Source organism: Streptomyces sp. NPDC051105 (genome assembly GCF_040682795.1).
In the GTDB taxonomy this organism is placed as follows: Bacteria; Actinomycetota; Actinomycetes; order Streptomycetales; family Streptomycetaceae; genus Streptomyces.
The window spans coordinates 82,720-105,985 of the sequence record NZ_JBFBBR010000011.1 but is presented as its reverse complement, the minus strand read 5'-3'; the positions used below and the strand labels follow the sequence as shown (position 1 = coordinate 105,985).

General features: G+C 72.3%; 18 protein-coding genes and 1 pseudogene. 8 read left to right on the top strand and 11 right to left on the bottom strand.

Going from position 1 to position 23,266, the window contains the following annotated elements:
* Positions 1–80 precede the first annotated feature (80 nt).
* The 4 genes from AB0N16_RS26615 (at position 81) to AB0N16_RS26600 (ending at position 4,988) form a co-directional block, all read left to right on the top strand.
* Positions 81–2,069 carry a YfjP family GTPase gene (locus AB0N16_RS26615; RefSeq protein ID WP_365801183.1) on the top strand — a complete coding sequence of 663 codons (1,989 nt, stop codon included), beginning with the start codon at positions 81–83 and terminating at the stop codon, positions 2,067–2,069.
* A gap of 280 nt (positions 2,070–2,349) precedes the next feature.
* Complete coding sequence (locus tag AB0N16_RS26610) at positions 2,350–2,817, top strand: single-stranded DNA-binding protein (protein ID WP_365800811.1); 468 nt, start codon at positions 2,350–2,352, stop codon at positions 2,815–2,817.
* Positions 2,818–3,188: 371 nt separating this feature from the next.
* The gene (locus tag AB0N16_RS26605; protein WP_365800809.1) at positions 3,189–4,580 is read left to right on the top strand and encodes a Cys-Gln thioester bond-forming surface protein; all 1,392 of its coding nucleotides are present in this window, start codon (positions 3,189–3,191) and stop codon (positions 4,578–4,580) included.
* 36 nt (positions 4,581–4,616) lie between these two features.
* Positions 4,617–4,988, top strand: coding sequence for a hypothetical protein (locus tag AB0N16_RS26600; protein WP_365800807.1), 372 nt, complete (start codon positions 4,617–4,619; stop codon positions 4,986–4,988).
* Positions 4,989–5,159: 171 nt separating this feature from the next.
* Here the strand turns inward: AB0N16_RS26600 and AB0N16_RS26595 are convergent, their stop codons facing one another.
* The 3 genes and pseudogenes from AB0N16_RS26595 to AB0N16_RS26585 all read right to left on the bottom strand — a co-directional run.
* Positions 5,160–5,408: an SCO4226 family nickel-binding protein gene (locus AB0N16_RS26595; RefSeq protein ID WP_365800805.1), complete on the bottom strand. Its 249-nt coding sequence runs from the start codon at positions 5,406–5,408 to the stop codon at positions 5,160–5,162.
* 502 nt (positions 5,409–5,910) lie between these two features.
* Positions 5,911–7,332, bottom strand: a complete 1,422-nt coding sequence (locus AB0N16_RS26590) for a protein kinase (RefSeq protein ID WP_365800803.1) — start codon at positions 7,330–7,332, stop codon at positions 5,911–5,913.
* 109 nt (positions 7,333–7,441) lie between these two features.
* A pseudogene (locus AB0N16_RS26585) lies at positions 7,442–7,594 on the bottom strand (IS5/IS1182 family transposase); the annotation flags it as partial.
* Positions 7,595–7,720: 126 nt separating this feature from the next.
* Here AB0N16_RS26585 and ettA point away from each other — a divergent pair.
* The 3 genes from ettA to AB0N16_RS26570 are packed head-to-tail and all read left to right on the top strand — an operon-like array spanning position 7,721 to position 10,467.
* Positions 7,721–9,385, top strand: coding sequence for an energy-dependent translational throttle protein EttA (gene ettA, locus AB0N16_RS26580; protein ID WP_365800801.1), 1,665 nt, complete (start codon positions 7,721–7,723; stop codon positions 9,383–9,385).
* A 6-nt stretch (positions 9,386–9,391) separates the two neighbouring features.
* A complete protein-coding gene (locus tag AB0N16_RS26575) occupies positions 9,392–9,802 on the top strand; it encodes a thioesterase family protein (protein WP_365800799.1) in 411 nt (136 codons plus the stop codon).
* Positions 9,799–10,467, top strand: coding sequence for a hypothetical protein (locus AB0N16_RS26570; RefSeq protein WP_365800797.1), 669 nt, complete (start codon positions 9,799–9,801; stop codon positions 10,465–10,467). The genes AB0N16_RS26575 and AB0N16_RS26570 overlap by 4 nt, the downstream gene beginning before the upstream one ends.
* Positions 10,468–10,492: 25 nt before the next feature.
* On the opposite strand, the gene AB0N16_RS26565 is transcribed toward AB0N16_RS26570, so the two are convergent.
* Positions 10,493–10,897: a globin gene (locus AB0N16_RS26565; RefSeq protein WP_365800795.1), complete on the bottom strand. Its 405-nt coding sequence runs from the start codon at positions 10,895–10,897 to the stop codon at positions 10,493–10,495.
* Positions 10,898–10,976: 79 nt separating this feature from the next.
* Here AB0N16_RS26565 and AB0N16_RS26560 point away from each other — a divergent pair, with 79 nt between their 5' ends.
* Positions 10,977–11,960 (top strand): methyltransferase domain-containing protein, encoded by a 984-nt coding sequence (locus AB0N16_RS26560; protein WP_365800793.1) that lies wholly within the window; start codon positions 10,977–10,979, stop codon positions 11,958–11,960.
* A 22-nt stretch (positions 11,961–11,982) separates the two neighbouring features.
* On the opposite strand, the gene AB0N16_RS26555 is transcribed toward AB0N16_RS26560, so the two are convergent.
* The 7 genes from AB0N16_RS26555 to AB0N16_RS26525 all read right to left on the bottom strand — a co-directional run bounded on the left by AB0N16_RS26555 (position 11,983) and on the right by AB0N16_RS26525 (position 22,922).
* On the bottom strand, positions 11,983–13,665 hold the full coding sequence (locus AB0N16_RS26555) for an FHA domain-containing protein (RefSeq protein WP_365800791.1): 1,683 nt from the start codon (positions 13,663–13,665) through the stop codon (positions 11,983–11,985).
* A gap of 66 nt (positions 13,666–13,731) precedes the next feature.
* Positions 13,732–15,072, bottom strand: coding sequence for a VWA domain-containing protein (locus AB0N16_RS26550; RefSeq protein ID WP_365800789.1), 1,341 nt, complete (start codon positions 15,070–15,072; stop codon positions 13,732–13,734).
* Positions 15,073–15,210: 138 nt separating this feature from the next.
* Entirely contained in the window at positions 15,211–16,599 is a 1,389-nt protein-coding gene (locus AB0N16_RS26545) for a PP2C family serine/threonine-protein phosphatase (RefSeq protein WP_365800787.1), read from the bottom strand.
* 3 nt (positions 16,600–16,602) lie between these two features.
* On the bottom strand, positions 16,603–19,131 hold the full coding sequence (locus AB0N16_RS26540; RefSeq protein WP_365800785.1) for a tetratricopeptide repeat protein: 2,529 nt from the start codon (positions 19,129–19,131) through the stop codon (positions 16,603–16,605).
* Positions 19,132–19,133: 2 nt separating this feature from the next.
* Positions 19,134–20,462, bottom strand: coding sequence for a hypothetical protein (locus AB0N16_RS26535; protein WP_365800783.1), 1,329 nt, complete (start codon positions 20,460–20,462; stop codon positions 19,134–19,136).
* Between the two features lie 46 nt (positions 20,463–20,508).
* Positions 20,509–21,546, bottom strand: coding sequence for a glutamate ABC transporter substrate-binding protein (locus AB0N16_RS26530; RefSeq protein ID WP_365800781.1), 1,038 nt, complete (start codon positions 21,544–21,546; stop codon positions 20,509–20,511).
* Positions 21,547–21,560: 14 nt separating this feature from the next.
* Positions 21,561–22,922: a hypothetical protein gene (locus AB0N16_RS26525; protein ID WP_365801181.1), complete on the bottom strand. Its 1,362-nt coding sequence runs from the start codon at positions 22,920–22,922 to the stop codon at positions 21,561–21,563.
* Between the last annotated feature and the right edge of the window lie 344 nt (positions 22,923–23,266).

Here is a 23,266-nt window from a genome sequence, read left to right as displayed (position 1 = left end):
ACCGTGTGCCGGACCCCGTTCACGACCCCGGTCCGGACCCGGTGAGGGCCTCTGCGAAGGACACCGCGAAGGGCACCGTGATGGAGTCGGTCAAGGACCCGGGGAGGGACTCGGCCAAAGGCTCGGCGAGGGGTTCGGGAAAGGACTCCGCGCCGGACTCCGTGAACGAGGCCGCGAACGCCCCCGGGGCGCGCCTCACGAAGGACTCCGTACCGGACGGGTCCCGGGCCCGGCGGGACGGGACCGGCACGGAACCCGCCGGCCCGGCCGAGGGCGCCGCCGAGACCGAGACCGTGCCGCACGCGCGCGTGCAGGAGCAGCGGGAGCAACGCGAGCAGCGGGAACCGGGCGACCACGACCCGGGCGCCGCCGACGACGTCTGGGACGACGGCCTCATCGCCCGCCGGGTCAGCGAGACCGCGAAACCGGCCGTCCCCGTCCTGGAGACCCGGGGCCCGGGCGCCCCGCCCCCCGCCCCGCTGGCCTACGACGGACAGCTGCGCTCCCGCCTCGACGCGCTGCGCGAACTCGTCGGCCTCTCCCGCACCCGACTCGACAGCCAGACCCTCTCCGAGGCCGGCCGGGTCCTGGACGAGGCCGCCGCCCGGCGCCGGCTCTCCGGTCAGCACACCGTCGTCGCCATCGCCGGCGCCACCGGGAGCGGCAAGTCGCAGCTGTTCAACGCGCTCGCCGGAGTCGCCATCTCGGAGACCGGCGTACGGCGGCCCACCACCGCCGCGCCCATCGCGTGCAGCTGGAGCGACGGCAGCGCGGCCCTCATCGACCGGCTCGGCATCCCGGGCCGGCTGCGCCGCCGCCCCGTGCACAACCCGGAGGCGGACGCGCAACTGCGCGGGCTGGTCCTGATCGACCTGCCCGACCACGACTCCGCCGTGGTCCAGCACCGCGAGCACGTCGAGCGGATCCTGAAGCTGGTGGACGCGGTGATCTGGGTCGTCGACCCCGAGAAGTACGCCGACGCGGTGCTCCACGAGCGTTATCTGCGGCCCCTGTCCGGTCACGCGGAGGTCATGTTCATCGTCCTCAACCAGACCGACCGGCTTCCCGGCGAGGCCGCCGACCTGGTCCTCGACGATCTGCGCCGGGTGCTCGACGAGGACGGCGTCGCGCTCGGCGAGTACGGCGAACCGGGTGCCACGGTGCTCGCGCTGTCCGCGCTCACCGGGGACGGTATCGGCGAACTGCGCGAGGCACTCGGCCAGTTCGTCTCCGAGCGGGGCGCGGCGGCCCGCCGGGTCGCCGCCGACGTGGACGCCGCAGCGGCCGGGCTGCGGCCCGTCTACGCCACCGGGCGGCGCGCCGGGCTCAGCGAGGAGGCGCGCGACGACTTCGCCGCGCGGCTGGCCGACGCGGTGGGTGCCACCGCCGCCGGCGAGGCCGCCGAACGGGCCTGGCTGCGCAACGCCAACCGGGCCTGCGGCACGCCCTGGTTGCGGCTGTGGCGCTGGCACCAGGGGCGCGGCGAGCAGCCCACGGGACGCCTCCAGCAGGCCCAGCCGGAGGAGGAGGCCACCGCGCGGCAGCAGGTCGAGCAGGCGGTGCGCACGGTCTGCGACCGGGCCTCGGCCGGACTGCCCGCGCCCTGGGCGCAGGCGGTGCGGGAGGCGGCCCTACGCGGCTCGCAGGGCCTGTCGGAGGCTCTCGACGACCTGGCCGCACGGGCCGGGCTGCCCCCGGGGCGGCCGCCACGGCCGGGCTGGTGGCCGGTGGCGGTGCTCGCACAGGCCGCCATGACGCTCCTCCAAGTGGTCGGCGGGCTGTGGCTGGTGGGGCAGATCACCGGGGTGATGGCGCCCAACCTGGGCGTGCCGGTGCTGCTGATGATCGCCGGGATCGTCGGCGGGCCGCTGGTCGAGTGGGGCTGCCGGTTGGCGGCACGGGGCCCGGCCCGGCGGTACGGCCTGGAGGCGGAGCGCCGCCTGCGGGAGGCGGCGGCCGGGTGCGGCCGGGCCCGGGTCCTGGACCCGGTGGCGGCGGAACTGCTGCGTTACCGGGAGGTACGGGAGCAGTACGGCAGGGTGACGCGGGCGGGGGCAGGGGTGAGGTGACCTCGGCGGGGGGACGGGCGGGGGCAGGGGTGAGGTGACGTCGGCGGGGGGACGGGCGGGGCGAGGTCCGCCGTGGGGGCTGTGGGTCACTCGTCCGGGTGGTGGGGTTTTCCACAGGCCGCCGGTGGTCCACAGCGCTCGGCGGGGCCGGTCCGGCCGCGGCAGTCTGGCCCCGCGGCGATCGCCACGAGGGCGGCCGCCGTGGTGGACACAGCCGTACGGGACGGGCCCGTACGGGGATCCGCCCGGCCCCGGCGGCCGGGCGTGGGAGGGGTTCGTGATGAACGAGACGTTGGTATGCGCGGTGGGCAACGTGGCGACGCAGCCGGTCTACCGGGAGCTGGCGGCGGGACCGTCGGCGCGTTTCCGGCTGGCGGTGACCTCGCGCTACTGGGACCGCGAGAAGAACACCTGGACGGACGGCCACACCAACTTCTTCACGGTGTGGGCCAACCGGCAGCTCGCCACCAACGCGGCGGCCTCGCTGTCCGTCGGCGACCCGGTCGTCGTGCAGGGGCGGCTGAAGGTGCGCACCGAGACCCGGGAGGGCCAGCAGTGGACCTCCGCCGACATCGACGCGGTGGCGATCGGCCACGACCTCGCCCGCGGTACGGCGGCCTTCCGGCGGGCCGGGAAGCCGGAGACGGCGGCACCGGCACCGCCCCGGCCGGAGCCGGACTGGGAGACGCCGGCGGAGTCCTCCGCAACCGCCGCGCAACAGCAGTCGGAACCAGTGGCGGTGACATGAAGTCGCCCCGGATGGCGGACCGTTCGCCATGTCCTGCCCGAACTGCGGTCGGCCGAACATTCCTTGACGGTTTGTCGGCGCGTGCACCGCGAAGTACCCATCGGAACGGCTTGGTGGATTTGTCGATATGCGCTGCTCATCCGGCGTCCCGCGATAACGATTACGGATCGGATCGCTCATCCGACCATCTCACCGGGAATGGGCGGTCCGACTGATCCATAGGATGCCGGGCGTGGCCCCTGGGGCCGTTGATTCTGCTGGTGGGACCACCCCCCGCGTTCAAGGGGTCCTGCTCGAAGGGGAATTCTGTGCTCGCTGCGTTCTCTGGTTCCTCGGCGCCCGGTGCGTCCGCCAGGCACTCCGGTACGCCCGTGTCCGCGAGAGGCGTGGCCCGCCTCGCCGCCGCGGCACTGACGTCCGGGCTGGTGGCCGCCCTCGCGCTGACCGGTGCCGGCCGGGCCGCGGCCGACGACGGCACCACCCAGAGCCAGAGCGGGGCGACGGCGACCATAGGCGGCCTGAAGACCTACGGCGAGGCCGTCGTGCACGGCGACAGCGGTGACGAGCAGGTGGCCGCGGGCCTGTTCGAGATGTCCGTGGACGGCGGCGGCATGCTCCAGACGTACTGCGTCGACCTCCACAACCCCACCCAGCGGGACGCCAAGTACCACGAGGCGGCCTGGAGCGGCACCTCGCTGGGCGCCAACAAGAACGCCGGCAAGATCCGCTGGATCCTGCAGAACTCCTACCCGCAGGTCAACGATCTCGCCGCGCTAGCCCGCAAGGCCGGGGCCGGCAGCCTCACCGAGCAGGACGCGGCGGCCGGCACCCAGGTGGCGATCTGGCGATACTCCGACCCGGACGCCGGTGCGGACGTCGACGCCGTCGACCCGCAGGCCGAGAAGCTCGCCGACTACCTGGAGAAGAGCGCCCGCGGTCAGACGGAGCCCCAGGCCTCGCTGACCCTGGACCCGCCCGCGGTCTCCGGCCGGCCGGGCGGCCTGCTCGGTCCGGTCACGGTCCACACCAACGCGCGCACCGTCACCGTGGTCCCGCCCGCCGACGCGGCCCTGACCGGCGTACGGATCACCGACAGGACCGGCAAGCCGGTCACCACGGCGCAGGACGGTACCGAGCTGTACTTCAAGGTCCCCGACGACGCCGCGGACGCGTCCGCCGAACTCGCCGTCCAGGCGTCGACCACCGTCCCGGTCGGCCGCGCCTTCGCCTCCGAGAGCCGCAGCCAGACGCAGATCCTGGCCGGCTCCAGCGAGTCCACGGTCACCGCGACCGCGAACGCGACCTGGGCGGAGCAGGGCGCGATACCGGCACTGTCGGCCGAGAAGGACTGCGCCGCGGGCGGCGTGGACATCACCGCGGCCAACACCGGAGACCAGCCGTTCACCTTCGACCTGATGGGCACCGAGCACACCATCCCCGCGAACACCTCGCGGACGGTGACCATCCCGCTCCAGGAGGACCAGGTCTACGACTTCACGATCACCGGCGGCAACAGCCTCGAACGGCGCTTCACCGGCGTCTTCGACTGCAAGACCCAGGCCGCCGAGAGCGGCCTCGCCACCCAGACCCTCAGCGAGCCCAGCCCCGCCTCGGTGGGCGGCACCGCCTCCGACGTCAACCTCGCCGCGACCGGCGGCGACTCCGCGACCGGCGTGATCACGGGCGTCGCCATCGGCCTGGTGGTGATCGGCGGCGCGGTCCTGGTGATCCTCCGCCGCCGGGAGAACCCCATGGGCGACTGAGCCCCGCCGAACGGCCCCGCGGGGCAGGATGACCTCATGACCAAGTCACCCCGCGGTACGTCCCCGGACTCGGTGCTGTCCCTGTGGTCGCAGGACTCGGTGCTGTCGATCGGCTCGGTGGGATCCGTCCTGTCCATCGGGTCGGTCGGCTCGGCCCTGTCCGTCGGCTCGATCGGCAGCGCCCTCTCGGTCGGTTCGATCGGCTCCGCGCTGTCCCTGATCTCGGCCGGCTCATGGCTGAGCACGGCATCCCTCCTGTCGGCACAGTCCCGCTGGTCGGTCCTGTCCTGGCGCTCCTCACACGCCCTCCGCGCGGCCGGAGCCGCAGGAGCCCTTGCGGCCACCGCCCTGCTCCTGCACCACACCCTCCAGCCCCCTTCCGCCCCCGGCCCCACCAACCGCCCCTGACTCCCGTCCCCCACAGCCACAGGCGTAGCGGCCGACGCGCCGCACGGCCCTGGGCTTCGGATGAGGCCACGGGTCCACATCCTGTTGGCCCCACCAACGAGAAGGCCCCCGGCGCCGCCAAGGCCGGGGGTCCTCGGCTTTTGCCGATGGTGCGCCAGAGGGAACCCGCGTTCACACGGTCACGGGGACCGGGTGGATCTCGTCGGCCCGATGACCGGCACGTTCGTGAATACGCTGGACCGCTTCGGCCGAGGGGGCGTCAGAGAGGCAGTAGACCGTGCCGGACTCCGGGTCCGCCCAGGCTTTCTCGAAGTGGACGCCTTCTTCCTGTTCAATGGCAAGATCGGCCCCGTGGGCCTGCTGCAGCTGGTCGGCCGTGATGCCGTTCATCCCGTGGTGGACGTCCATGAACTGGGGCATGATTTCGCGCCTCCATCCAGCTCTCGCGCCCCGGCGAACTGCCGAGTCGCGCTCGTCGGCTCCGTCATTTCCATCCTGTGCCCGTACGACCATGACGGCGACTGTGCAGGCCCTGGGCCGACGGGTTACCGGCGAGGTGCACCAGAGGGGAGAGGCGTCCCAGGACCACCGGCATCCCGCTGGCGAATGTGTGTCGAAGGCGCCGAACATTCGGGCCTGGCGTCCAGCGAACGCCAGTTCGGAAGGGGGGTACCGGTGATCACACCGAGCGCCTTCTCAGCGCATGGCCGCACGGCGTTGCCGGTGGGCGAGGCCTCGGCAGAGGGTGCGGGTGAGCTGGTCGGGGTCGGTGACGGCAGTGTTGGCCATCGGCCCTCGCCGTAACAGGGACCGGGCGCCTTCCACCGGGTTCAAGTCCGGGCTGTAGAAGGGAAGCTGGATGACCGCCAGCCAGTCGTGGCTGGCGGTGAACTTTGATCGGCCCTGCTGGGTGTCGGCGCAGCTACCTCTTCTTGATTTTCTTCACTTTCTTCGCGCTCTGTGCGTTGCCCTGACCTGTGGACGCCTTCTTCTTTCCTTGATCGGTGGATGCGCTCGCGGGCTTCGTCCTGACGTTGATTGTGTCCTGCCGAGGGGCGGCGCTGCCTGGTTTCAGGGCCGCGTCGGTGACCGATTGCCCGCTCAGGTTTCCCGGTGCCGGACTGACGCTGTGTGCAGGGGCGGAGATGGTACGGCTGATGGACGGCTGTGGCGCGGGGGTGTCGTTGCCGTCTTCTGAGGTGTCGGGGGAAGAGGAGGTCACGGCTGGAGCGCTGGTGGGAGGGGCCGTCTTGCTCTCGGCGCTCTGATGCGAGGAACCGTCGGCGACGGCGAGGGTGGCGGCCATGGCTGCGGCTAGTGCGGCAGTTGCCCCGGCCATCAGGACGCGGCTCCGGGGACGAGCAGGTGGGGAACTGGCCAGGGAAGCCGCTTCGGAAACGGGCCCCTCCGGGCCGGGCAGCGGCGTCCTGTGGGTGCTGGTGCTGTCACCTGCGGGGCGCCGGCTTGCAGCTGTGCCCGTGGTACGGGCTGCGGACCGGTGGGACGTGAGGTTCGTGCCGGTGGACAGAGCTGCCAGTGTCCGGGCGCAGTCCTGTGCCGTCGGCCGTGCCTGCTCGTCAAGTGCGGTCATGTCGCTCAGCAGGGCGTCGAGTTCCGCGGGGAGGTGGTCCGGGAGGCCCGGCTGGCGGTGAAGCCGTGCTATCGCGGCTTCCAAGGGACCACCGTCGTATTCGAGTCTGCCGGTGAGGCATTCGAGAAGCACCAGACCCAGGGCGTAGACGTCGGCAGGCCGTCCGACGGGCCGGCCCAGGACCTGTTCGGGCGACAGATAGGCCGCCGTGCCGATGAAAGTGCCGGTAGCGGTGCATGTGGTGGCATCAAGCAGCCGGGATATACCGAAGTCGGTGAGATGGGGGTGATCGGATGCATCGAGGATGACATTGGACGGCTTGACGTCACGGTGGACGACTCCAGCGGCGTGCGCGTGGACCAGGGCATCGGCGAGGCCGGCGCCGAGCGCGGCGGTGGCTTCGGGAGACAGGGGGCTCCCGGCGATGCGTGCCTTGAGGGTGTGGCCTTCGATCAGTTGCATGACCAGATAGGCGTCACCGTCGTGCCGTCCCGCGTCGTAGGCGGTCACCAGCCCAGGATGCTGCAGGCGGGCCAGGATCATGGCTTCGCTCAGAAAGGCTTCCTCTGTGTCGAAGCCGGTGTTCGGCCGGAACATTTTCACTGCCACCGGCCGACGCAGCCGCAAGTCGAACCCGCGATGGACGTCCGCGGCACCCCCCGAACCGATGAGCGCGTCCAAACGGTATCGGCCCGCCAGTATCCGGGCGGAGTACCGGGAAGCCAATGCGAAACCCGACTCGCGGAACCCCATGCTCTCTCCCACTTCCGGCGTAGGCCCGCTGGTGGCGGGCTCCGCACGCAGGTACCCACAAGGCACCGGACTACCCGTAGCACCTCCCTTGCGGCGCCGACTCAGGCTGCTTAGACGTCATCGAGTCGATCGCGCACCGGCTCCAGTCCAGGTCACCGCGCCTGCCCAGCTCGTCCAGGACCAGACGGTGGAGCTTGGCCCAGACCCGGGCCATGGTCCACTCGGTGAACCGCCGGTGGGCTGTCGGCCCCGAAGGTCCGAACGAGCCCTGAACGCTCCACCGCAGGTCACAGCCCCTCGGCCGAACGGGTTTCCCCCCAGGGGTAGCCGTCAGGCAAGATGGGGTGTATCTGCCCACTGCCAGTTTCAAGCTGCCGGACGGTTTCTCTTGGCTGAGTTCATTTACACCATGCGCAAGGCGCGCAAAGCGCACGGCGACAAGGTGATCCTCGACAACGTCACCCTGAGCTTCCTGCCGGGGGCGAAGATCGGCGTCGTCGGTCCGAACGGCGCCGGTAAGTCGACCGTGCTGAAGATCATGGCTGGGCTGGAGCAGCCGTCCAACGGCGACGCCTTCATCTCGCCCGGTTACAGCGTCGGCATCCTGATGCAGGAGCCCACGCTCAGCGAGGACAAGACCGTCCTGGAGAACGTCCAGGAGGGTGTCGCCGAGATCAAGGGCAAGCTCGACCGGTTCAACGAGATCGCCGAGCTGATGGCGACCGACTACTCGGACGCCCTCCTCGACGAGATGGGCAAGCTCCAGGAGGAGCTGGACCACGCCAACGCCTGGGACCTCGACGCCCAGCTGGAGCAGGCCATGGACGCGCTGGGGTGCCCCCCCGGCGACTGGCCGGTCACCACCCTCTCCGGTGGTGAGCGCCGCCGCGTGGCCCTCTGCAAGCTCCTCCTCGAGGCCCCCGACCTGCTGCTCCTCGACGAGCCCACCAACCACCTCGACGCCGAGTCGGTGAACTGGCTGGAGCAGCACCTCGCCAAGTACGCGGGGACCGTGGTCGCGATCACTCACGACCGGTACTTCCTGGACAACGTCGCCGAGTGGATCCTCGAGCTCGACCGCGGCCGCGCCTACCCCTACGAGGGCAACTACTCCACGTACCTGGAGACCAAGGCCACCCGGCTCAAGGTCGAGGGCCAGAAGGACGCCAAGCGGCAGAAGCGCCTCAAGGAAGAGCTGGAGTGGGTCCGCTCCAACGCCAAGGGGCGGCAGGCCAAGTCCAAGGCCCGTCTCGCGCGGTACGAGGAGATGGCCGCCGAGGCCGACAAGATGCGGAAGCTGGACTTCGAGGAGATCCAGATCCCGCCGGGCCCGCGCCTGGGCAACGTGGTCGTGGAGGTCGACAAGCTCAACAAGGCCTTCGGTGAGAAGGTCCTGGTCGACGGGCTGAGCTTCACCCTGCCGCGCAACGGCATCGTCGGCGTGATCGGCCCGAACGGCGCCGGCAAGACCACGCTGTTCAAGATGATCCAGGGCCTGGAGACGCCGGACGCGGGTGACATCAGGGTCGGCGAGACCGTCAAGATCTCCTACGTCGACCAGAGCCGCGCCAACCTCGACCCGAAGAAGACGCTGTGGGAGGTCGTGTCCGACGGCCTCGACTACATCAACGTCGGCCAGGTCGAGATGCCCAGCCGGGCCTACGTGTCCGCGTTCGGCTTCAAGGGCCCGGACCAGCAGAAGCCGACCGCCGTCCTCTCCGGCGGTGAGCGCAACCGCCTCAACCTGGCGCTCACCCTCAAGCAGGGCGGCAACCTGCTGCTCCTCGACGAGCCGACCAACGACCTCGACGTCGAGACCCTCTCCAGCCTGGAGAACGCGCTCCTCGAGTTCCCGGGCTGCGCCGTGGTCGTCTCCCACGACCGCTGGTTCCTGGACCGGGTCGCCACCCACATCCTCGCCTACGAGGGCGAGTCCAAGTGGTTCTGGTTCGAGGGCAACTTCGAGTCGTACGAGAAGAACAAGATCGAGCGGCTCGGTCCGGACGCCGCCCGTCCGCACCGCGCCACCTACAAGAAGCTGACCCGGGGCTGATCGGACTTGCGTCACCACTACCGCTGCCCCCTGCGCTGGTCCGACATGGACGCCTACGGCCATGTCAACAACGCGGTCTTCATCCGCTACCTGGAGGAAGCCCGCATCGACTTCCTGTTCCGACCGGAAAAGGATTTCAAGCAGGGGTCGGTGGTGGCACGCCACGAGATCGACTACAAGCGGCAGCTCGTCCACCGGCACCACCCGGTGGACATCGAGTTGTGGGTCACCGAGATCCGGGCCGCCTCCTTCACCATCACCTACGAGGTGAAGGACGACGACGTGATCTACGTACGGGCCTCCACGGTGGTCGTGCCCTTCGACTTCGAGAGGGGCCGGCCGCGCCGGATCACCGCCGACGAGCGGGACTTCCTGGAGGAGTACCGGGACGACAAGGAGGAGGCCGTCGCCGCATGACGGTGCTCCACCTGGCCGACGAGGGGGAGGCGGCGGATCTCGCGGCCTTCCTCTCCCGACTGCTCCACTACGACCGTTCGGCCGCGGTACGCCTCCAGGCGGCCGGCACCGCGCTGGCCGTCTTCGGGCGGCCGCCGTCCTTCGAGGTGCTGGCGATCCGCGCGGTGCGGCTCGCCAAGCCGTACGAGCAGGGTCTCGACGTCACGCTCGATGTGACCGTCTCGGCGGGGGAGCTGCTGGAGTCGGTGGACGAGCGGGCCGCCACGGCCGGAGTGCCGGGGGCGGTCACCGGCCCGCCGTGGGCGGGCGTGCTGCCGCCGCGCGGTGGCTGGCGGCCGGAGCCGGGCCTGCCCGCACCGCGGGCGCTGGCGGCCACGGTGGCCGCCGCGGTGGGTGAATTCCGGTCCCGTACGGCGGAGTTGGCACCGGAGGACCGTACCCGGGCCGAACTCGACCGGATCGGACGGGACATCTGGTCCCGGACCGTGGGCGACACCCGGCTTCCGGTACGGGCCGTGCACGCGGCCCAGTCGCTGCGCTTCCTGCGGCCGGCCGGCGAGGCCGTGCTGCTCTCCGCGGGGGCGTGGCTACGGCTGCGCACACCGTTCGGGTCGATCGCGGTACGGCGGGCGGGACTCGGGGCGCTGGACGTCAGCGTCCGCTGAGCCGGCGCCCGCGGCCGGTCGGGGGTCAGTCCGGGGTGTTCACCATCGAGGCGGCCGCATAGGTGAGGTAGTTCCAGAGGGTCTCCCGGTGCTCCTCCGACAGACCCAGCTCGTCCACCGCCACCTGCATGTGCCGCAGCCAGGCGTCGTGCGCCGCCCGGTCCACGGTGAACGGGGCGTGCCGCATCCGCAGCCGAGGGTGGCCCCGGTTGTCGCTGTACGTCGTGGGGCCGCCCCAGTACTGGATGAGGAACAGGGTGAGCCGCTCCTCGGCCGGACCCAGGTCCTCCTCCGGGTACATCGGCTTGAGGAGCGGGTCCTCGGCGACCCCCTCGTAGAAACGGTGGACCAGCCTGCGGAAGGTCTCCTCCCCGCCGACCTGCTCGTAGAAGGTCTTCTCCTGAAGCGTGCCGCGCCGAATCTCTCTCACCCGTACATGGTCTCAGACGCGGTGACCGAGGACTCGAGGCTTAGGACCAGCTCGGGGGGCGCGGTTCTAGGGTGGACGTATGGGCGCCCACGACGCGGAGATCTCGGACATCGAGGGGCTGGCCTCGGCGGCACGGGCCGAGCTGGTGCGGGAGATCGACGCCGAGGGGGTCTGGGCGGCGGAGCCGGTGTGGCGGGAGGCCTTCGAGGCGGTGCCCCGGCATTTGTTCGTGCCGTACTACTACGTCGCCGGGCCACACGGCTATGAGCGCCGGTGGGGCCAGAGCGCCGATCCGGGGGCCCGGGAACGCTGGGTGCGCGGCGCCTACGAGGACGTTCCGCTGGCCACCCGGCTGCGCGACGGTCAGCTGCTGTCCTCCAGCAGCCAGCCCTCGCTGATGGCGCGGATGCTGGTCGCGCTGCGGGTGGCCGACGGCGACCGGGTGCTGGAGATCGGCGCCGGGACCGGGTACAACGCGGCGCTGCTGGCCCATCGGCTCGGCGACGACGATCTCGTCACCACGGTGGATGTGGATCCGGAGATCACCGAGTCGGCGCGACTGCATCTGGCCGCGGCCGGTCACCGGCCGGCCGTCGTCACCGGGGACGGGGCGCGGGGGGTGCCCGAGCGGGCGCCGTTCGACCGGATCATCGCGACCTGTGCGCTGCCGAGCGTGCCGCCGGCGTGGGTCGCGCAGTGCGCGGCGGGGGCGCGGATCCTCGCGCCGGTCTCCACCGGGCTGCTGGCGCTGACCGTACGGGGCGAGGGGTGCGCCGAGGGCCGGTTCCTGCCGTCGGCCGCGTTCTTCGTGCCGTTGCGCGGGGTGGAGCGGCCGGCGGCGGGGGATGTGGGCGGGGTGCCGTCCCGGGCGCTCGAGGACGAGCTGTTCCGGTTCCTGATGGAGCTGACCCAGGGGGTGCTCAGTCCTCGGGAGGCCTACGAGGTGTGGGAGCGGACGGGGCTGCCCGGGCGCGAGCGGTACGGCGTCACGATGGAGGGGGACGGGGAGTGGGTGTGGCTGGACGACCGGGAGGGGCCGTGGGTCTGGCCTCTCCCGGTCTGAGCCCCGTACGGAGTGCTCCGGCTCAGCCCCGTCGAACAGTGATCGTCGTCCAGGCCCCTACGTGCACCCGGTCCCCGTCCTGCAACGGCACCGGGACGAACGGCTGGATCGGCTCCTCGCCGCCGTTCACCGTCGTGCCGTTCGTCGAGTTCTGGTCGACGACCGCCCAGCTGCCGTCCGGCTGCTGGACCAGGACCGCGTGCTGGTGCGAGACGCCCGGGTCCTCCGGCGGCACCGACAGGTCGATGTCGGGGGTGTCACCGGTGGAGTGCCGGCGGCGGCCGATGGTGACCTGGTTGCCGGCGAGCGTGCGCTGCTGCTCGGGGGAGTACGCGGGCAGGTTGAGGCCGGCCGCCTCCGGGCCCGAGCGCTGCATCATCGCCATGAAGTACTCGCGGTCCGGGCCGATCGTCGCCGTCCAGGTCGCCGGAGCCTGCGGGGCCTGCGGGAAGCCGGGACCGGCCGGGGCGGCGGGCTGCGGATAGCCGTAGCCGCCGGAGCGGGCACCCGGGGCGGGCGCGCCGGGGCCGGCCGCCGGCGGGGAGATCACCCAGTCGTCGTCGCCGCCGAAGGAGGGGCCGGCGGCCGGGGGCCTGCCGGTCTCCTGCGGGTAGCCGGGAGGCGCGGGCGGGGCCGACTGCTGGAAGGCCCCGGGAGCGCCACCGGTGGTCCCGCCGGGACCGCCGGGCGGCGGCGGAACCGGCGGCCGGGACGGGTCCCCGCCGCCGAAGGGCCCGGCGGCCGGGCCACCGGAGGGGTCGCGGGTGAAGGGGCCGGAGGCCTGGCCGGGCCCGGGGGCGCCGCCGAAGGCGGAGGGACCGCCGGCGTTCTGGCCCGGAGCACCACCGAACGAGGGCGGCGGAGCCGAAGGACCACGCTCACCACCGAAGGGCGGCGGCCCGGACTGGCCGCGGTCGCCGCCGAAGGCCGAAGCTCCGGGCGGCCCGGACTGGCCGCCGCGGTCGCCGCCGAACGCCGGGGGCCCGGACTGGCCTCGGTCGCCACCGAAGGCGGGTGGCCCGGACTGGCCTCGGTCGCCGCCGAAGGCCGAAGCTCCGGGCGGCCCGGACTGGCCGCCGCGGTCGCCGCCGAACGCCGGGGGCCCGGACTGGCCTCGGTCGCCGCCGAAGGCGGGCGGGCCGGACTGGCCCCGGTCGTTGCCGAAGGCCGGAGGCGCCGGGGGGCCCGACGGGCCGCCGCCGCGTTCGTTCGCGAACGGGGTCGGGCCCGAGGGCTCGCTGCCGAAGGAGGGGATCGGCTCGGCCGGGCGGTTCATCTGGGACGGACGCGAGCCCTGGTACTCGTACGAGTCGGTGTTGCCGCCGTACGACGGCGGGGTGGGCGGCCGGAAGGTCGGCGCGGCCGGGGCGCCGCCCGCGGGCGGGCGCGGGGCGGCCGGGGTGTACGAGGTGGCCGTGTTGGTCAGGAAGTTCCAGCGGCATTCCTCGCAGAACGGCGCACCGCCCTCCCGGGGCGTACGGCACTGCGGGCACAGCTCCGGTTCGTGCGCGTTCGGCACGGCGGACAGATGCCGGCCACCGGCGGGACCGCCGGCCGGGGCGCCGGGCGCGGGCGGCGGGAAACCGTAGCCGCCGGCGGTCGGCGGGGGCGGAGGCGGCGGGGGCACGGCACCGGCCATGCGGTGACCGCACACCTCGCACCAGTCGTCGGAACCCGACTGGTGTCCGTTCGGGCAGGTCGGCATGTCGGTGGTTCCCTCTCTGTCAGGTTCGTCCTGAGCCTGTCTGGGTGTCCTGCGTGTGCTGCTAGGTCACTTCTTTACACGAACAGTCTTTGTGGACCGTGTTTCGAGAGTCATCTCGTCGGCCTCCGCAACCTTCGCTTTCAATCGCACAGTACCTGTCGCGGCGTCGACCACGTCCACCACCTTCGCAAGCAGTTTCGCAGTATCCGCGTTCCCGGAGGCGCTGGCGAGCTGAACGGCCCGGCCCAGTTTGGCCGTTGCTCCATCCATATCGCCCGCTTTGCGAAGATCCAGCCCTTGTTGGATGGCTTGTGCCAGTTCGGCCTGGCCGGTGTAGTGGGCGACTTGGGGGTTGATGGAGGTCGAGGCGACCATGTCGTCCGTCCACACCGCCCTGACCAGCCCCTGCGCGCCCAGGTTCTGGACGCTGCCGTCGGACTGCGGGACCACCAACGACACCCGGGCGGCGAGCATCTCCTGGCCGAGACCGGCCGTGGGGACCTCCACGCAGATGTGGTAGTCCCGGGACTCGTCGCCCCAGGAGCCGGTCGGATAGTCCCCGGCGCGCGGCCCGGCCTCGATGCGGCGGCCGGTCAACTCCTCGACCGTGGGCGCCACTTGCTTGACGAACTTGATCGTCGTGCCGACCGGGGTCCACAGCCGCAGCGCGACGTCCGCGACCTCCTTGCCCATCGCCGTCTCCATCATCTGCGTGAAGTCGGCGGCCAGACCCGTGGGGTCGGCGACGATGTCGGCGGTGCCGAGCAGCGCGGAGGCTATCCCTGTGACTTCTTTCACTTCCCAGTCGGTGCCCACACCGCGGGCGTCACAGGTGAACCGTCCGGCGCAGGAGTCCAGGGCGGCCTTGAGGTCCTCCGGCGACTCGTGCTCGTTGCGGCCGTCGGTCAGCAGGATGCCGTGCCGGATCGCGACGTCCGCCGAGGACAGCAGCCGGTCGGCGAGGCGCAGCCAGGTCCCGATCGCCGTACCGCCGCCCGCGCTCAGCCGGCGCAGCGCCTGCTTGGCCTGCTCCCGGGTGCTGCGGTCGGCCACCGCGAGCCGGCCATCGCCCGGGTAGACCTCCTTGGCGACGTGCGTGCCGCCGATCACCGCGAAGTGGGTGCCGTCACGCAGGGTGTCGATCGCGGCCGCCGTGGCGTCCCGGGCGTTGCGCATCTTGGTCGGCGGGTAGTCCATCGAACCCGAGCAGTCGACCATGATCGCCACCCCGGCGGCCGGTCCCTGCCCGGGTGCGTACGACGGCCCGGCCACGCTCCCGACGGTGCCGCCGCCGGTCGACGTCACCGTGACGATCGCGTTGACCTCGCGGCCGCCGTCCGGCAGGTATTCGTTCTGGTACACGTCCACCGAGAACTGCGGCACGTTCGACTTCGAGAAATTGGCCATGACTGCTCTGGTCCCCCTCCACCCCACGCGTGGTGGGTGCTGACGGTGTGCGGACCGGTCCCCTCCGGTCCGCGGGTGCTTCCCTGTGCTGTCCGTGCCCCGTTCCTGATTCCCCGTTTGCGGCCGTTTTGCGCGGCCTCAGGCGGATCCTGCCCCCTGCGGCGTCGCCGGGAACGGGAGCAGTGCCACTGTTACGTTGTCGTGGCCCCCGCCGTCCAGGGCGTGCCCGACCAGGACCCGCGCCGCGTGCAGCGGCCGTACGGCGGCGTCGGCGGGGACGACCTCGGACATCTCCTCGGCCGACTCCGCGTAGTTCCACAGGCCGTCCGTGCACACCACCACCACACCAGGCCGGTCCGGCTTGAAGGAAGCGGTGTGCGGCTCCAGTTCGTAGGCGTCCGCGCCGAGCCAGCCGGTGATCGCGTGCGCGCGTTCGTCGGCGTACGCCTCGGCCTCGCTCATCAGTCCCGCGGCCACCATCTGTGCCGCCCAGGAGTCGTCCTCGGTGAGCCGGGCCGGCGGTGCGCCGCGGTCCACCGGTACCCAGTAGGCGCGGCTGTCGCCGACCCAGCCGACCACCAGCAGGCCCGCGGTGACGACCGAGGCGACGATCGTGCACGCCGGGGCGTTCTGGTGCGGGCTGTGCTCGCGGGCCGTCGGCGGCTCCTCGGCGAGGGCGTTGACGGCCTGGGAGGCGACGACGATCGCCTCGTGCATCGCCGCTTGCGGATGCGTGCCCTGCGGCAGCGCAGCCAGCAGCGCCTCGCTCGCGGCCCGGGAGGCGGCCAGCGACGCCTCGTCGGGGCGGGTCGCCGAGGAGACGCCGTCGCAGACGACCGCGAGCACCGCGGGGGTGCCGTCGGGCAGCGCGGTACGGCCGACGGTGAACGCGTCCTCGTTGCGGTGGTGGCGCAGCCCGCGGTCGCTGACGGCGGCCACCGGGCCCACCTCCTGCTCCATGTGGTCGCGCTCGCGCGGCTGCGCGTGCCCGCAGTTCTCGCAGTAGCCGTCGTCGTCGACCCGGCCCGCCCGGCAGGCCACGCAGACCTTCGGCAGCTCGGTGGTCTCGGCGGACTCGGTGGTCTCGGCGGTCTCCGTGGCGGAGGCGGCCACCCGCGGGTCCGGCGCCTGGAGCGCGTAGTCGTCGTCGGGCTCCGGCGGCCGGTCGAAACGCACCCCGGAGGCCGGCGACACCGGCGGGCCCTGCGGCGGCGACACCGGCGAGCCGTGTGGCGGTGACCCCGGCGACCCGTGTGGCGGTGAACCCGGCAGTGGCTTGCCGCCCGAGTCCGTGCCAGGCAGGTCCGTCGGCAGATGCGGGGCCGACGGCGGGCCGGAGCTGTCCGGCTCGGGCGGTGGCCAGTCCACGCCGGAGGCGCCCATGGTGAGGGTCGGGTGGTCCTGCGGCTCGGCGGGCACGGCCGACAGGTCGTACCCGCACGCACCGCAGAACAGGTCACCCGATTCGAGCGGCTCCGCGCAGCTCGGGCACTTCGCCGGTGCGGCCTGCTGGGGCATCTGCGACATCAACTACACCCACGTCCGGGGGCGGTAACGGTTGGCCCGTTCCACCAGGTCGATCCTCTCCTCACCGCCGGTCGCCAGTCTGGCCAGCGTGCGGTACGAGCGTTCCAGGCCGAAGCGGAGGCCCCGCTCGTCCAGACCGCTGCCGAGCAGCACCCGGCCACCGCCGCCGGCGGCGGGCTGGGCGTCCTGGCCTCCGGAGAGTATCCAGTCCAGCGCGCAGCCGAGGACTTCCGCCGACAACTGCTCGCGCCGTGCCGGATCCAGACCGTATGCGTCCAGCGCCTCGATCTGCCCGGCGGCGGCCGTCAGGTCGTCCAGGAACGGCGTGTCGTCGGGCGTCGCGGTCCGGTGCCGCAGCCGCGCCCGTACGGCCGCCACCCGGGCCGCCGTGTAGTGGATCGACGCCTCCGGCACCGACTCCAGCGTACGCACCGCGCCGTGCCGGTCCCCGGCCGCCAGCTGCACCCGGGCCAGGCCGAAGGCGGAGCTCACGAAGCCCGGGTCGGTCGCCCACACCAGCCGGTAGTACTCGGCCGCGTTGTCCAGCTGCCCGAGCACCTCCGCGCACAGGCCGAGCGCCAGCTTGGGCGCGGTCTCGCCGGGGAAGGCGTCGTAGATCGCGTCGAAGGACAGCGCGGCGCCCTCGAAGTCGCCGGTGACCAGGGCGGCCACGCCCCGGTACCAGACCACCCGCCAGTCGTCGGGCCGCTCGTCCTCCAGCCGCCCGAGGCCCACCAGCGCGGCCTCGAAGGCGCCGTTCTCCAGCCGGGCGCGGATCTGCCGCAGCTCGGTCTCGACCGTCTGCGTCGGCGCCGCGGCCAGCGCGCCGAGCAGGCTGACCTCGCCCACCAGCGAGGTCGACAGGCCCGCCAGGAAACCGGCGTTCGGATCGCTCTGGTCGACCAGCGGGACCGGCAGGGCGAGCGCGGCGGCCGGCGTGGCGATCGGCCTGACCAGGGCGGGGTCGGCCGGGTCCGGGGCCGCTCCCGACGGGTCCAGCGCGAGGGTTCTGGAGGCCACCGCCCGCCCGCCCAGCCGGGACACGTCCCCGTCCAGCTTGGGGAACAGCTCGGTGTCCGTGACCTTGACCTCGGGCCCGAACAGCGTCGACAGCGCGGGCCGGGCCTTGCCGGTCTGCACCGACACGACCTCGCGCAGCACACCCGTCAGCTGCTCGGCCATCTCCTGCGCGGAGGCGAACCGGCGGGCCGGGTCGGGATCGGTGGCCCGGACCAGCAGCCGGTAGAAGGACTCGTACTGCCGGAACACCTCGATGTTGTCCGGGTCGGGCAGCGAGTCCACGAAGACGGTCGTGTAGCCCTGGAAGTCGAACGTGAGGACCGCGAGGGTGCGGCCGACCGTGTAGAGGTCGGAGGCGACCGACGGGCCGACCTCGGCGACCTCCGGGGCCTGGTAGCCGACCGTGCCGTAGATCGCCGACTCGTCGTCGTCCATGCGGCGCACCGCGCCCATGTCGATCAGCTTGAGCTGGTCCTCGGTCTGGATGGCGTTGTCGACCTTGAAGTCGCAGTACAGCAGGTTGCGGCTGTGCAGATGGCCGAGGGCCTCGAGCGCCTCGATGCCGTAGGCGCAGGCCTGCTCCACCGGCAGCGGGTCCCGGCGGCCCTCCGGGGTACGCCGGTCGTTGGCGATCTCCTTGAGGGACTTGCCGCCGACGTACTCCATGACGATGTACCCGTCGAGGGAGCCGGTGCGCTGGTCCAGATGCTCCACGAAGTTGTAGATCCGCACGATGTTGGAGTGCTCGATCTCCGCGAGGAACCGCCGCTCGGAGATCGCGGCGGCCATCGCGTCCTCGTCGCCGGTGTCGAGCAGGCCCTTGAGCACCACCCAGCGGTCGGACACCGCCCGGTCCACGGCCAGGTAGATCCAGCCCAGGCCACCGTGCGCGATACAGCCCACGACCTCGTACTGGCCGTGCACGACGTCCCCGGCCTTCAGCTTGGGCACGAACGAGTAGGGGTTGCCGCACTTGGTGCAGAAACCCTCCGTCCGGCCCGGCCGGTCACCACGGGCCCGCCCGACCGGCGCCCCGCAGTCAGAGCGCGAGCAGAACCGCTTCCGCTCGGGCACCTCGGGGTTCTCCAGCACCATCTCGCGCGGGTCCGGCTTCGGCACCTGCGGGACCGTGACCAGCCCCGCGCCCAGCCGGCTGCGCCCCGACCCGCTCGTCGACGAGCCGGAGCTGCGCACCGACACCGAACGGCCCGTCGACTTGCCCGACAGGGACCGCGAGAGCCGCCCGGAGACCGAGCGCCGCGACTTCGACGACTGCGACGACGTACGCGAGCTGCGGCTGCTGGAGCGCGAACTCCCGCCGCTCGCCGAGGACCGGCCGCCGACCGTGATCCCGGTGGGCGGCGAACCGACCATTCCTCCCCCAGAGGGGGGACCCCCAGCCGAGACGACCGGGGCCAGACCACAGGTGTCGCAGTACAGCTCACCGCCGCCGACGTCCTCGTACGTCCCCTCGCAGCCCGGCCGCTGGCACGTCTGTCCCGCCTGACTCATGGCTACTGCTCCCCCCTACGGTCCTCGGGCCCGCTCTGCGGCGGCACCCGCGGCGCGGCCAGCGCCTCGGCCGCCGCCCGCTGATAGCGCAGCACCGCCTGTTCCGCGACCCGCAGGTCGCAGGGCGCGCTCCACAGCATCCGCCGGGCCGCGTCGTACCGCTCGATCAGGAACGGATCCTCCGCCAGCCCGTGCCGGGCCACCTTCGCCTTGTACGCGTCCAGCCGGCCGCGCAGCTCCGCGCGTACCGCCAGCGGCGCGGTGACCGCCGTCAACGACTCACGCGCGCGCAGCAGTTCGTCCTCCGCCTTCTGCTCCAGGGACTCCAGGAGCGGCGACAGCCGGTGCCACTGGGCCGTTCTGCGGTACTCGGCGGCCGTCGCCAGCTGCTCCTGGAGCGCGGTCGGCGGGCCGCTGACCACCGGCACCTCGGTCGCCGCGATCTTCGCCAGCACCTCGCCGCGCGCGGTGCGCGCCTCGGCGAGGGTGCGGTCCGCACGGGACAGCACGTCCCGCAGCCTGATCAGCCGGGCCTCCGCGTCCTGCCGTACCGTCAGCACGGCGTCGATCTCCCGCCGCACCTCCTCCAGCGCCCGCGCCTCCCGGTCGTACACCGTGGTGTCCGGCCGGCCGCCGCCCGGCGCCGAACTCCCCTGCGCCGGCACCCAGAAGCCCAGCGGGTCCGACACGACGTCCTCACGGAGCCTGGTCAGGGTGCGGGTGATCCGCTCCAGGTCGTCGCCCGCCGGGTGCTCGCCCGGACGCACCCCGACGGAGTGCGCCAGCTTGCGGGTGCGCTGCAGCTCGGCGGCGAGTAAATCGATCCGCGCGGGCAGCGCCGACCACACCGCGTCGGCGGTGACCACCAGGTCCAGCGAGGTCGCGTACAGCTCGTTCATCCGGTCGACCAGGGACACCAGCGAGAAGCGCTCGCTGAGCCGGCCGGCCGCCGACAGCAGCGTCGGCGCGTTCGCCGTCGCCGTGGCGCTGCCCGCCACCGTCACCGACTCGCCGCGCAGCAGCTCGGTCAGCTCCACCAGGTCCTCACGGCTGGACCAGCGGCGCCGCGCCCTGATCTCCCGGGCGCTGCGCAACGCGTCCGTGTACGCGTCGAAGTACGCCCACAGCAGGGTGATCGACGCGTCGGCGGTCGTCCACCGCTCCCGGGTGGTCCCGGTCAGCTCGGCGCCTTCGAGGAGCCTGCGGCCCGCGTGGTCCTGCAGGGCGAGCAGCGAGGTCTCGATCGCCTCGTGCTCCGCGCCGAGCCGCGCCAGCGCACGGTCCACCTCGTCCCGGTCCATCACCGGCCCGGCGGGGTCCGTGACGCCCATCGATCACCTCTCGCTTGATTGTCGGGGCTGGGCCGGCGGATGCGGGTCAGCTCTTGAGCAGGTACTGCTGCGGCGAGGGCGGTTTCGACGCCGTCGAGTCCCGACCAAGTGTCGCCGACAGCCAAGTGCCGTACGACGCCTGCCAGCCGTCGGCCCGGTAGTCCACCAGGATCTGGTTGACCCGGCGTACCAGATCCTTCGCCTTCTTGTTCATCGCCACGCCGTAGTACTCGGTGGTGAACGCCGGGCCCTTCAGCTCGACGGTCGGGTCCTGGGCAGCCTGACTGGCGGCCAGCGCACCGTCGGTGATCACCGCGTCGACCTCGCCGAGCTGCAGCCGCACCAGACAGTCGAGCTGGTTGGGGACGCGGGTGATCGCGACCGAGGAGGGCAGCTTGCCGGACTCCTTGTCGGCGGTCACCCTGTCGTCCGCCGTCGAACTGTCCGCCGTGCACACCCTCTTGCCGGCGAGCGTCCCGTCGTACCCCTTGATCGGCGACGACTTGGGCGCCAGCACCTGCTGACCGGTCTTGAAGTACGGCGCGGAGAACGCGACCTCCTTCAGCCGGTCGCAGTTGATGGTCATCGTGCGCACCACCATGTCGACGGTGCCCTTCTGGAGCGCCAGTACCCGCTGGCTGGTCGGAATCGCCTTGAACGTCACGGCGTCGGGGTCGCCGAGGATGTCCTGGGCGATCCTGTGCACCAGGTCGATGTCGAAACCCTCCAGGTCCGCCTCCGAGTTGTTCGGGTTGCGGTAGCCCCAGCGGTAGCTGTTCTGGTCGACGCCGACGATCAACTTCCGTTTGCCGGGGCGCGCCTTGATGGCGTCGATCGTCGCACCGTCCGCGCCCGACGGCTCCCAGGTCTCGTTCTGTGCCTCGGAGTTCTTGCAGTCGTCGGCCTTCGCCTGACTGCCGGTCGCCACGCCCTGCCCGCCGAGCCCGGCCTCGCCGTCGCCCTCACCACGCGACTGGGTGAGGGGCAGCAGGAGGACGAACGCCAGCGCCAGAGCGCAGCCGACCGCCATCGCGCCCACCCCGCCCCAGCCGCGCAGGGAGGCCCTCATCCTCCGCACGAACATGGCCACGCCCCCTCTCACCGGTACTCCGAAAGCCTGCGTCCGATGCCGAACAGCGCGCCCGCCGCCGCCGCGACCCCCAGCATGGCGGCGCCGATCGGCAGCCCCGACATCGCGTCCAGCCCGTCGGCGGCCCGCTCCTCGAACTCGTGATCCTCGTGCACCAACGCGGTCTTCAGGTTCTTGTCGACGCTGACGAAACACTCGGCGGTCGCGCCGTCCGTGCCGATCACCTTGTCCAGCGCCGCCTGGTAGTCGCCGTTCTCGTCCGCGTCGCGGGCGGCAGTGTGCCGCTGCTTCCACACCTGCATGTTGCCCTCGGCCGCCACGACAGGCTTGCTGCCGGCCGAATCGTCCGCGAGTTTCGCGGCCTGGGTGAGGCCCTGGCCGAGGGCGGCCATGTCCTCGTCGAAGTGGTAGTAGTACGTGTCGTACGACTTCTTGTCGACCGTGATGGTCTCGGCGCCGCGCGCCACCAGGCTCAGGTTCTCGTTCCCGCGCGCCTTCAGGGAGGCGATCTGGGCGTCGTGCAGCACGTTCAGCGAGCGGACGCCGTGGTCGTAGGAGCCGTTCAGGCCGACGCGGGCGACGGTGTGGCCGACGACCAGCCACAGCAGGGTGACGACGGTGGCGGCCGAGGCCGCGACCAGGCCGTGGTTCAGCAGGCGGTTGGTACGGCGGTAGTGACGCAGCTGGGCCCAGCCGAGCGCGGCGAGTGCGAGGAGGCCGAGGACTATGGCCGCCCATGGGTACGGGGTCGCGTCCGAGTAGTCGGACGACAGCCGAGCGTTCTCCTTCTGGTAGAGAGCGTGGGCCGCCGGGAGCATCTCGTCCTGCATCTTGTCGTTCGCGTACCGCAGGTAGGCGCCGCCGACCGGGTAGCCCTGCCGGTTGTAGACCCTGGCCCGCTCGACGAGCCCCTTGTACTCCGGGAGCAGTTTGTTCAGCTTCGCCACGGCCGCCTCGGCGGGCGAGCCGGGTTCGGAGTTGGCGGCGGCGGTGACCAGTCCGGCGGCGGCCGTCCGGATGTCCTTCTCGTAGGTCTCGCGGGAGGCGTCCGTCTCCTGACCGCCCGCCAGGAACCCGCTGGAGGCCGCCGTGTTGGCGTCCGCCAGGGAGCGGTATATCTCGGCCGCGCTGGAGCTGAGCGGCTGGCTGCGGTGCAGCACGTCGTCGGCGGCGGCCGCGCGTTCGGTCATCTGCCAGGCGGTGACGGCACCGAAGGCGACGATCAGGACGGCCAGGATCGCGCCGATGAGCCGGAGCCGGCCGGGCTCGGTGGTGACGGCGGCGCGCACCTGCTCCACGCCCTCCGCGAAGGCGCTGCGGCGCGGGGGCGTTGCCGCGGGCGCGGGGGAGCCGGCCCGCTGTGCGGGCAGGACGGTACCTGCGCCTGGCGGTGCCGCGCTCTTCGTCGGCGGGTGTGTCACTTGACCTCCCCCATGGTCATCCGGTCGCCGCCCAGTATCGCTGTCCGGACCGACATTCGGCACCGGGCGTCACTGGATCTTGATCCGATCGCAGCGGAACCCCTGCCCATGAATACGCCGGGGGAATCGGTTCGGTTCCGGAGGGGTGGTGTGGGGGCGTTCGGGCGGCGGGCCGGTGGGGGCTGGTCGCGCCCACGCGGCGGAGCCGCACATCGACACAGCCCCGCGCGCCCAGGACGGGGCGCGCTGCCCAGCCCCTTGTCTTCAGCCGCGGGCAGTCGCGCCTCCCCCAG

Excerpts from the sequence above, each read along its gene's own strand:
- AB0N16_RS26615 (WP_365801183.1), top strand. The coding sequence starts at position 81 with ATGGAGTCGGTCAAGGACCCGGGGAGGGACTCGGCCAAAGGCTCGGCG.
- AB0N16_RS26610 (WP_365800811.1), top strand. The coding sequence starts at position 2,350 with ATGAACGAGACGTTGGTATGCGCGGTGGGCAACGTGGCGACGCAGCCG.
- AB0N16_RS26600 (WP_365800807.1), top strand. The coding sequence starts at position 4,617 with ATGACCAAGTCACCCCGCGGTACGTCCCCGGACTCGGTGCTGTCCCTG.
- AB0N16_RS26595 (WP_365800805.1), bottom strand. The coding sequence starts at position 5,408 with ATGCCCCAGTTCATGGACGTCCACCACGGGATGAACGGCATCACGGCC.
- AB0N16_RS26590 (WP_365800803.1), bottom strand. The coding sequence starts at position 7,332 with ATGGGGTTCCGCGAGTCGGGTTTCGCATTGGCTTCCCGGTACTCCGCC.
- AB0N16_RS26570 (WP_365800797.1), top strand. The coding sequence starts at position 9,799 with ATGACGGTGCTCCACCTGGCCGACGAGGGGGAGGCGGCGGATCTCGCG.
- AB0N16_RS26560 (WP_365800793.1), top strand. The coding sequence starts at position 10,977 with ATGGGCGCCCACGACGCGGAGATCTCGGACATCGAGGGGCTGGCCTCG.
- AB0N16_RS26555 (WP_365800791.1), bottom strand. The coding sequence starts at position 13,665 with ATGCCGACCTGCCCGAACGGACACCAGTCGGGTTCCGACGACTGGTGC.
- AB0N16_RS26550 (WP_365800789.1), bottom strand. The coding sequence starts at position 15,072 with ATGGCCAATTTCTCGAAGTCGAACGTGCCGCAGTTCTCGGTGGACGTG.
- AB0N16_RS26545 (WP_365800787.1), bottom strand. The coding sequence starts at position 16,599 with ATGTCGCAGATGCCCCAGCAGGCCGCACCGGCGAAGTGCCCGAGCTGC.
- AB0N16_RS26540 (WP_365800785.1), bottom strand. The coding sequence starts at position 19,131 with ATGAGTCAGGCGGGACAGACGTGCCAGCGGCCGGGCTGCGAGGGGACG.
- AB0N16_RS26535 (WP_365800783.1), bottom strand. The coding sequence starts at position 20,462 with ATGGGCGTCACGGACCCCGCCGGGCCGGTGATGGACCGGGACGAGGTG.
- AB0N16_RS26530 (WP_365800781.1), bottom strand. The coding sequence starts at position 21,546 with ATGTTCGTGCGGAGGATGAGGGCCTCCCTGCGCGGCTGGGGCGGGGTG.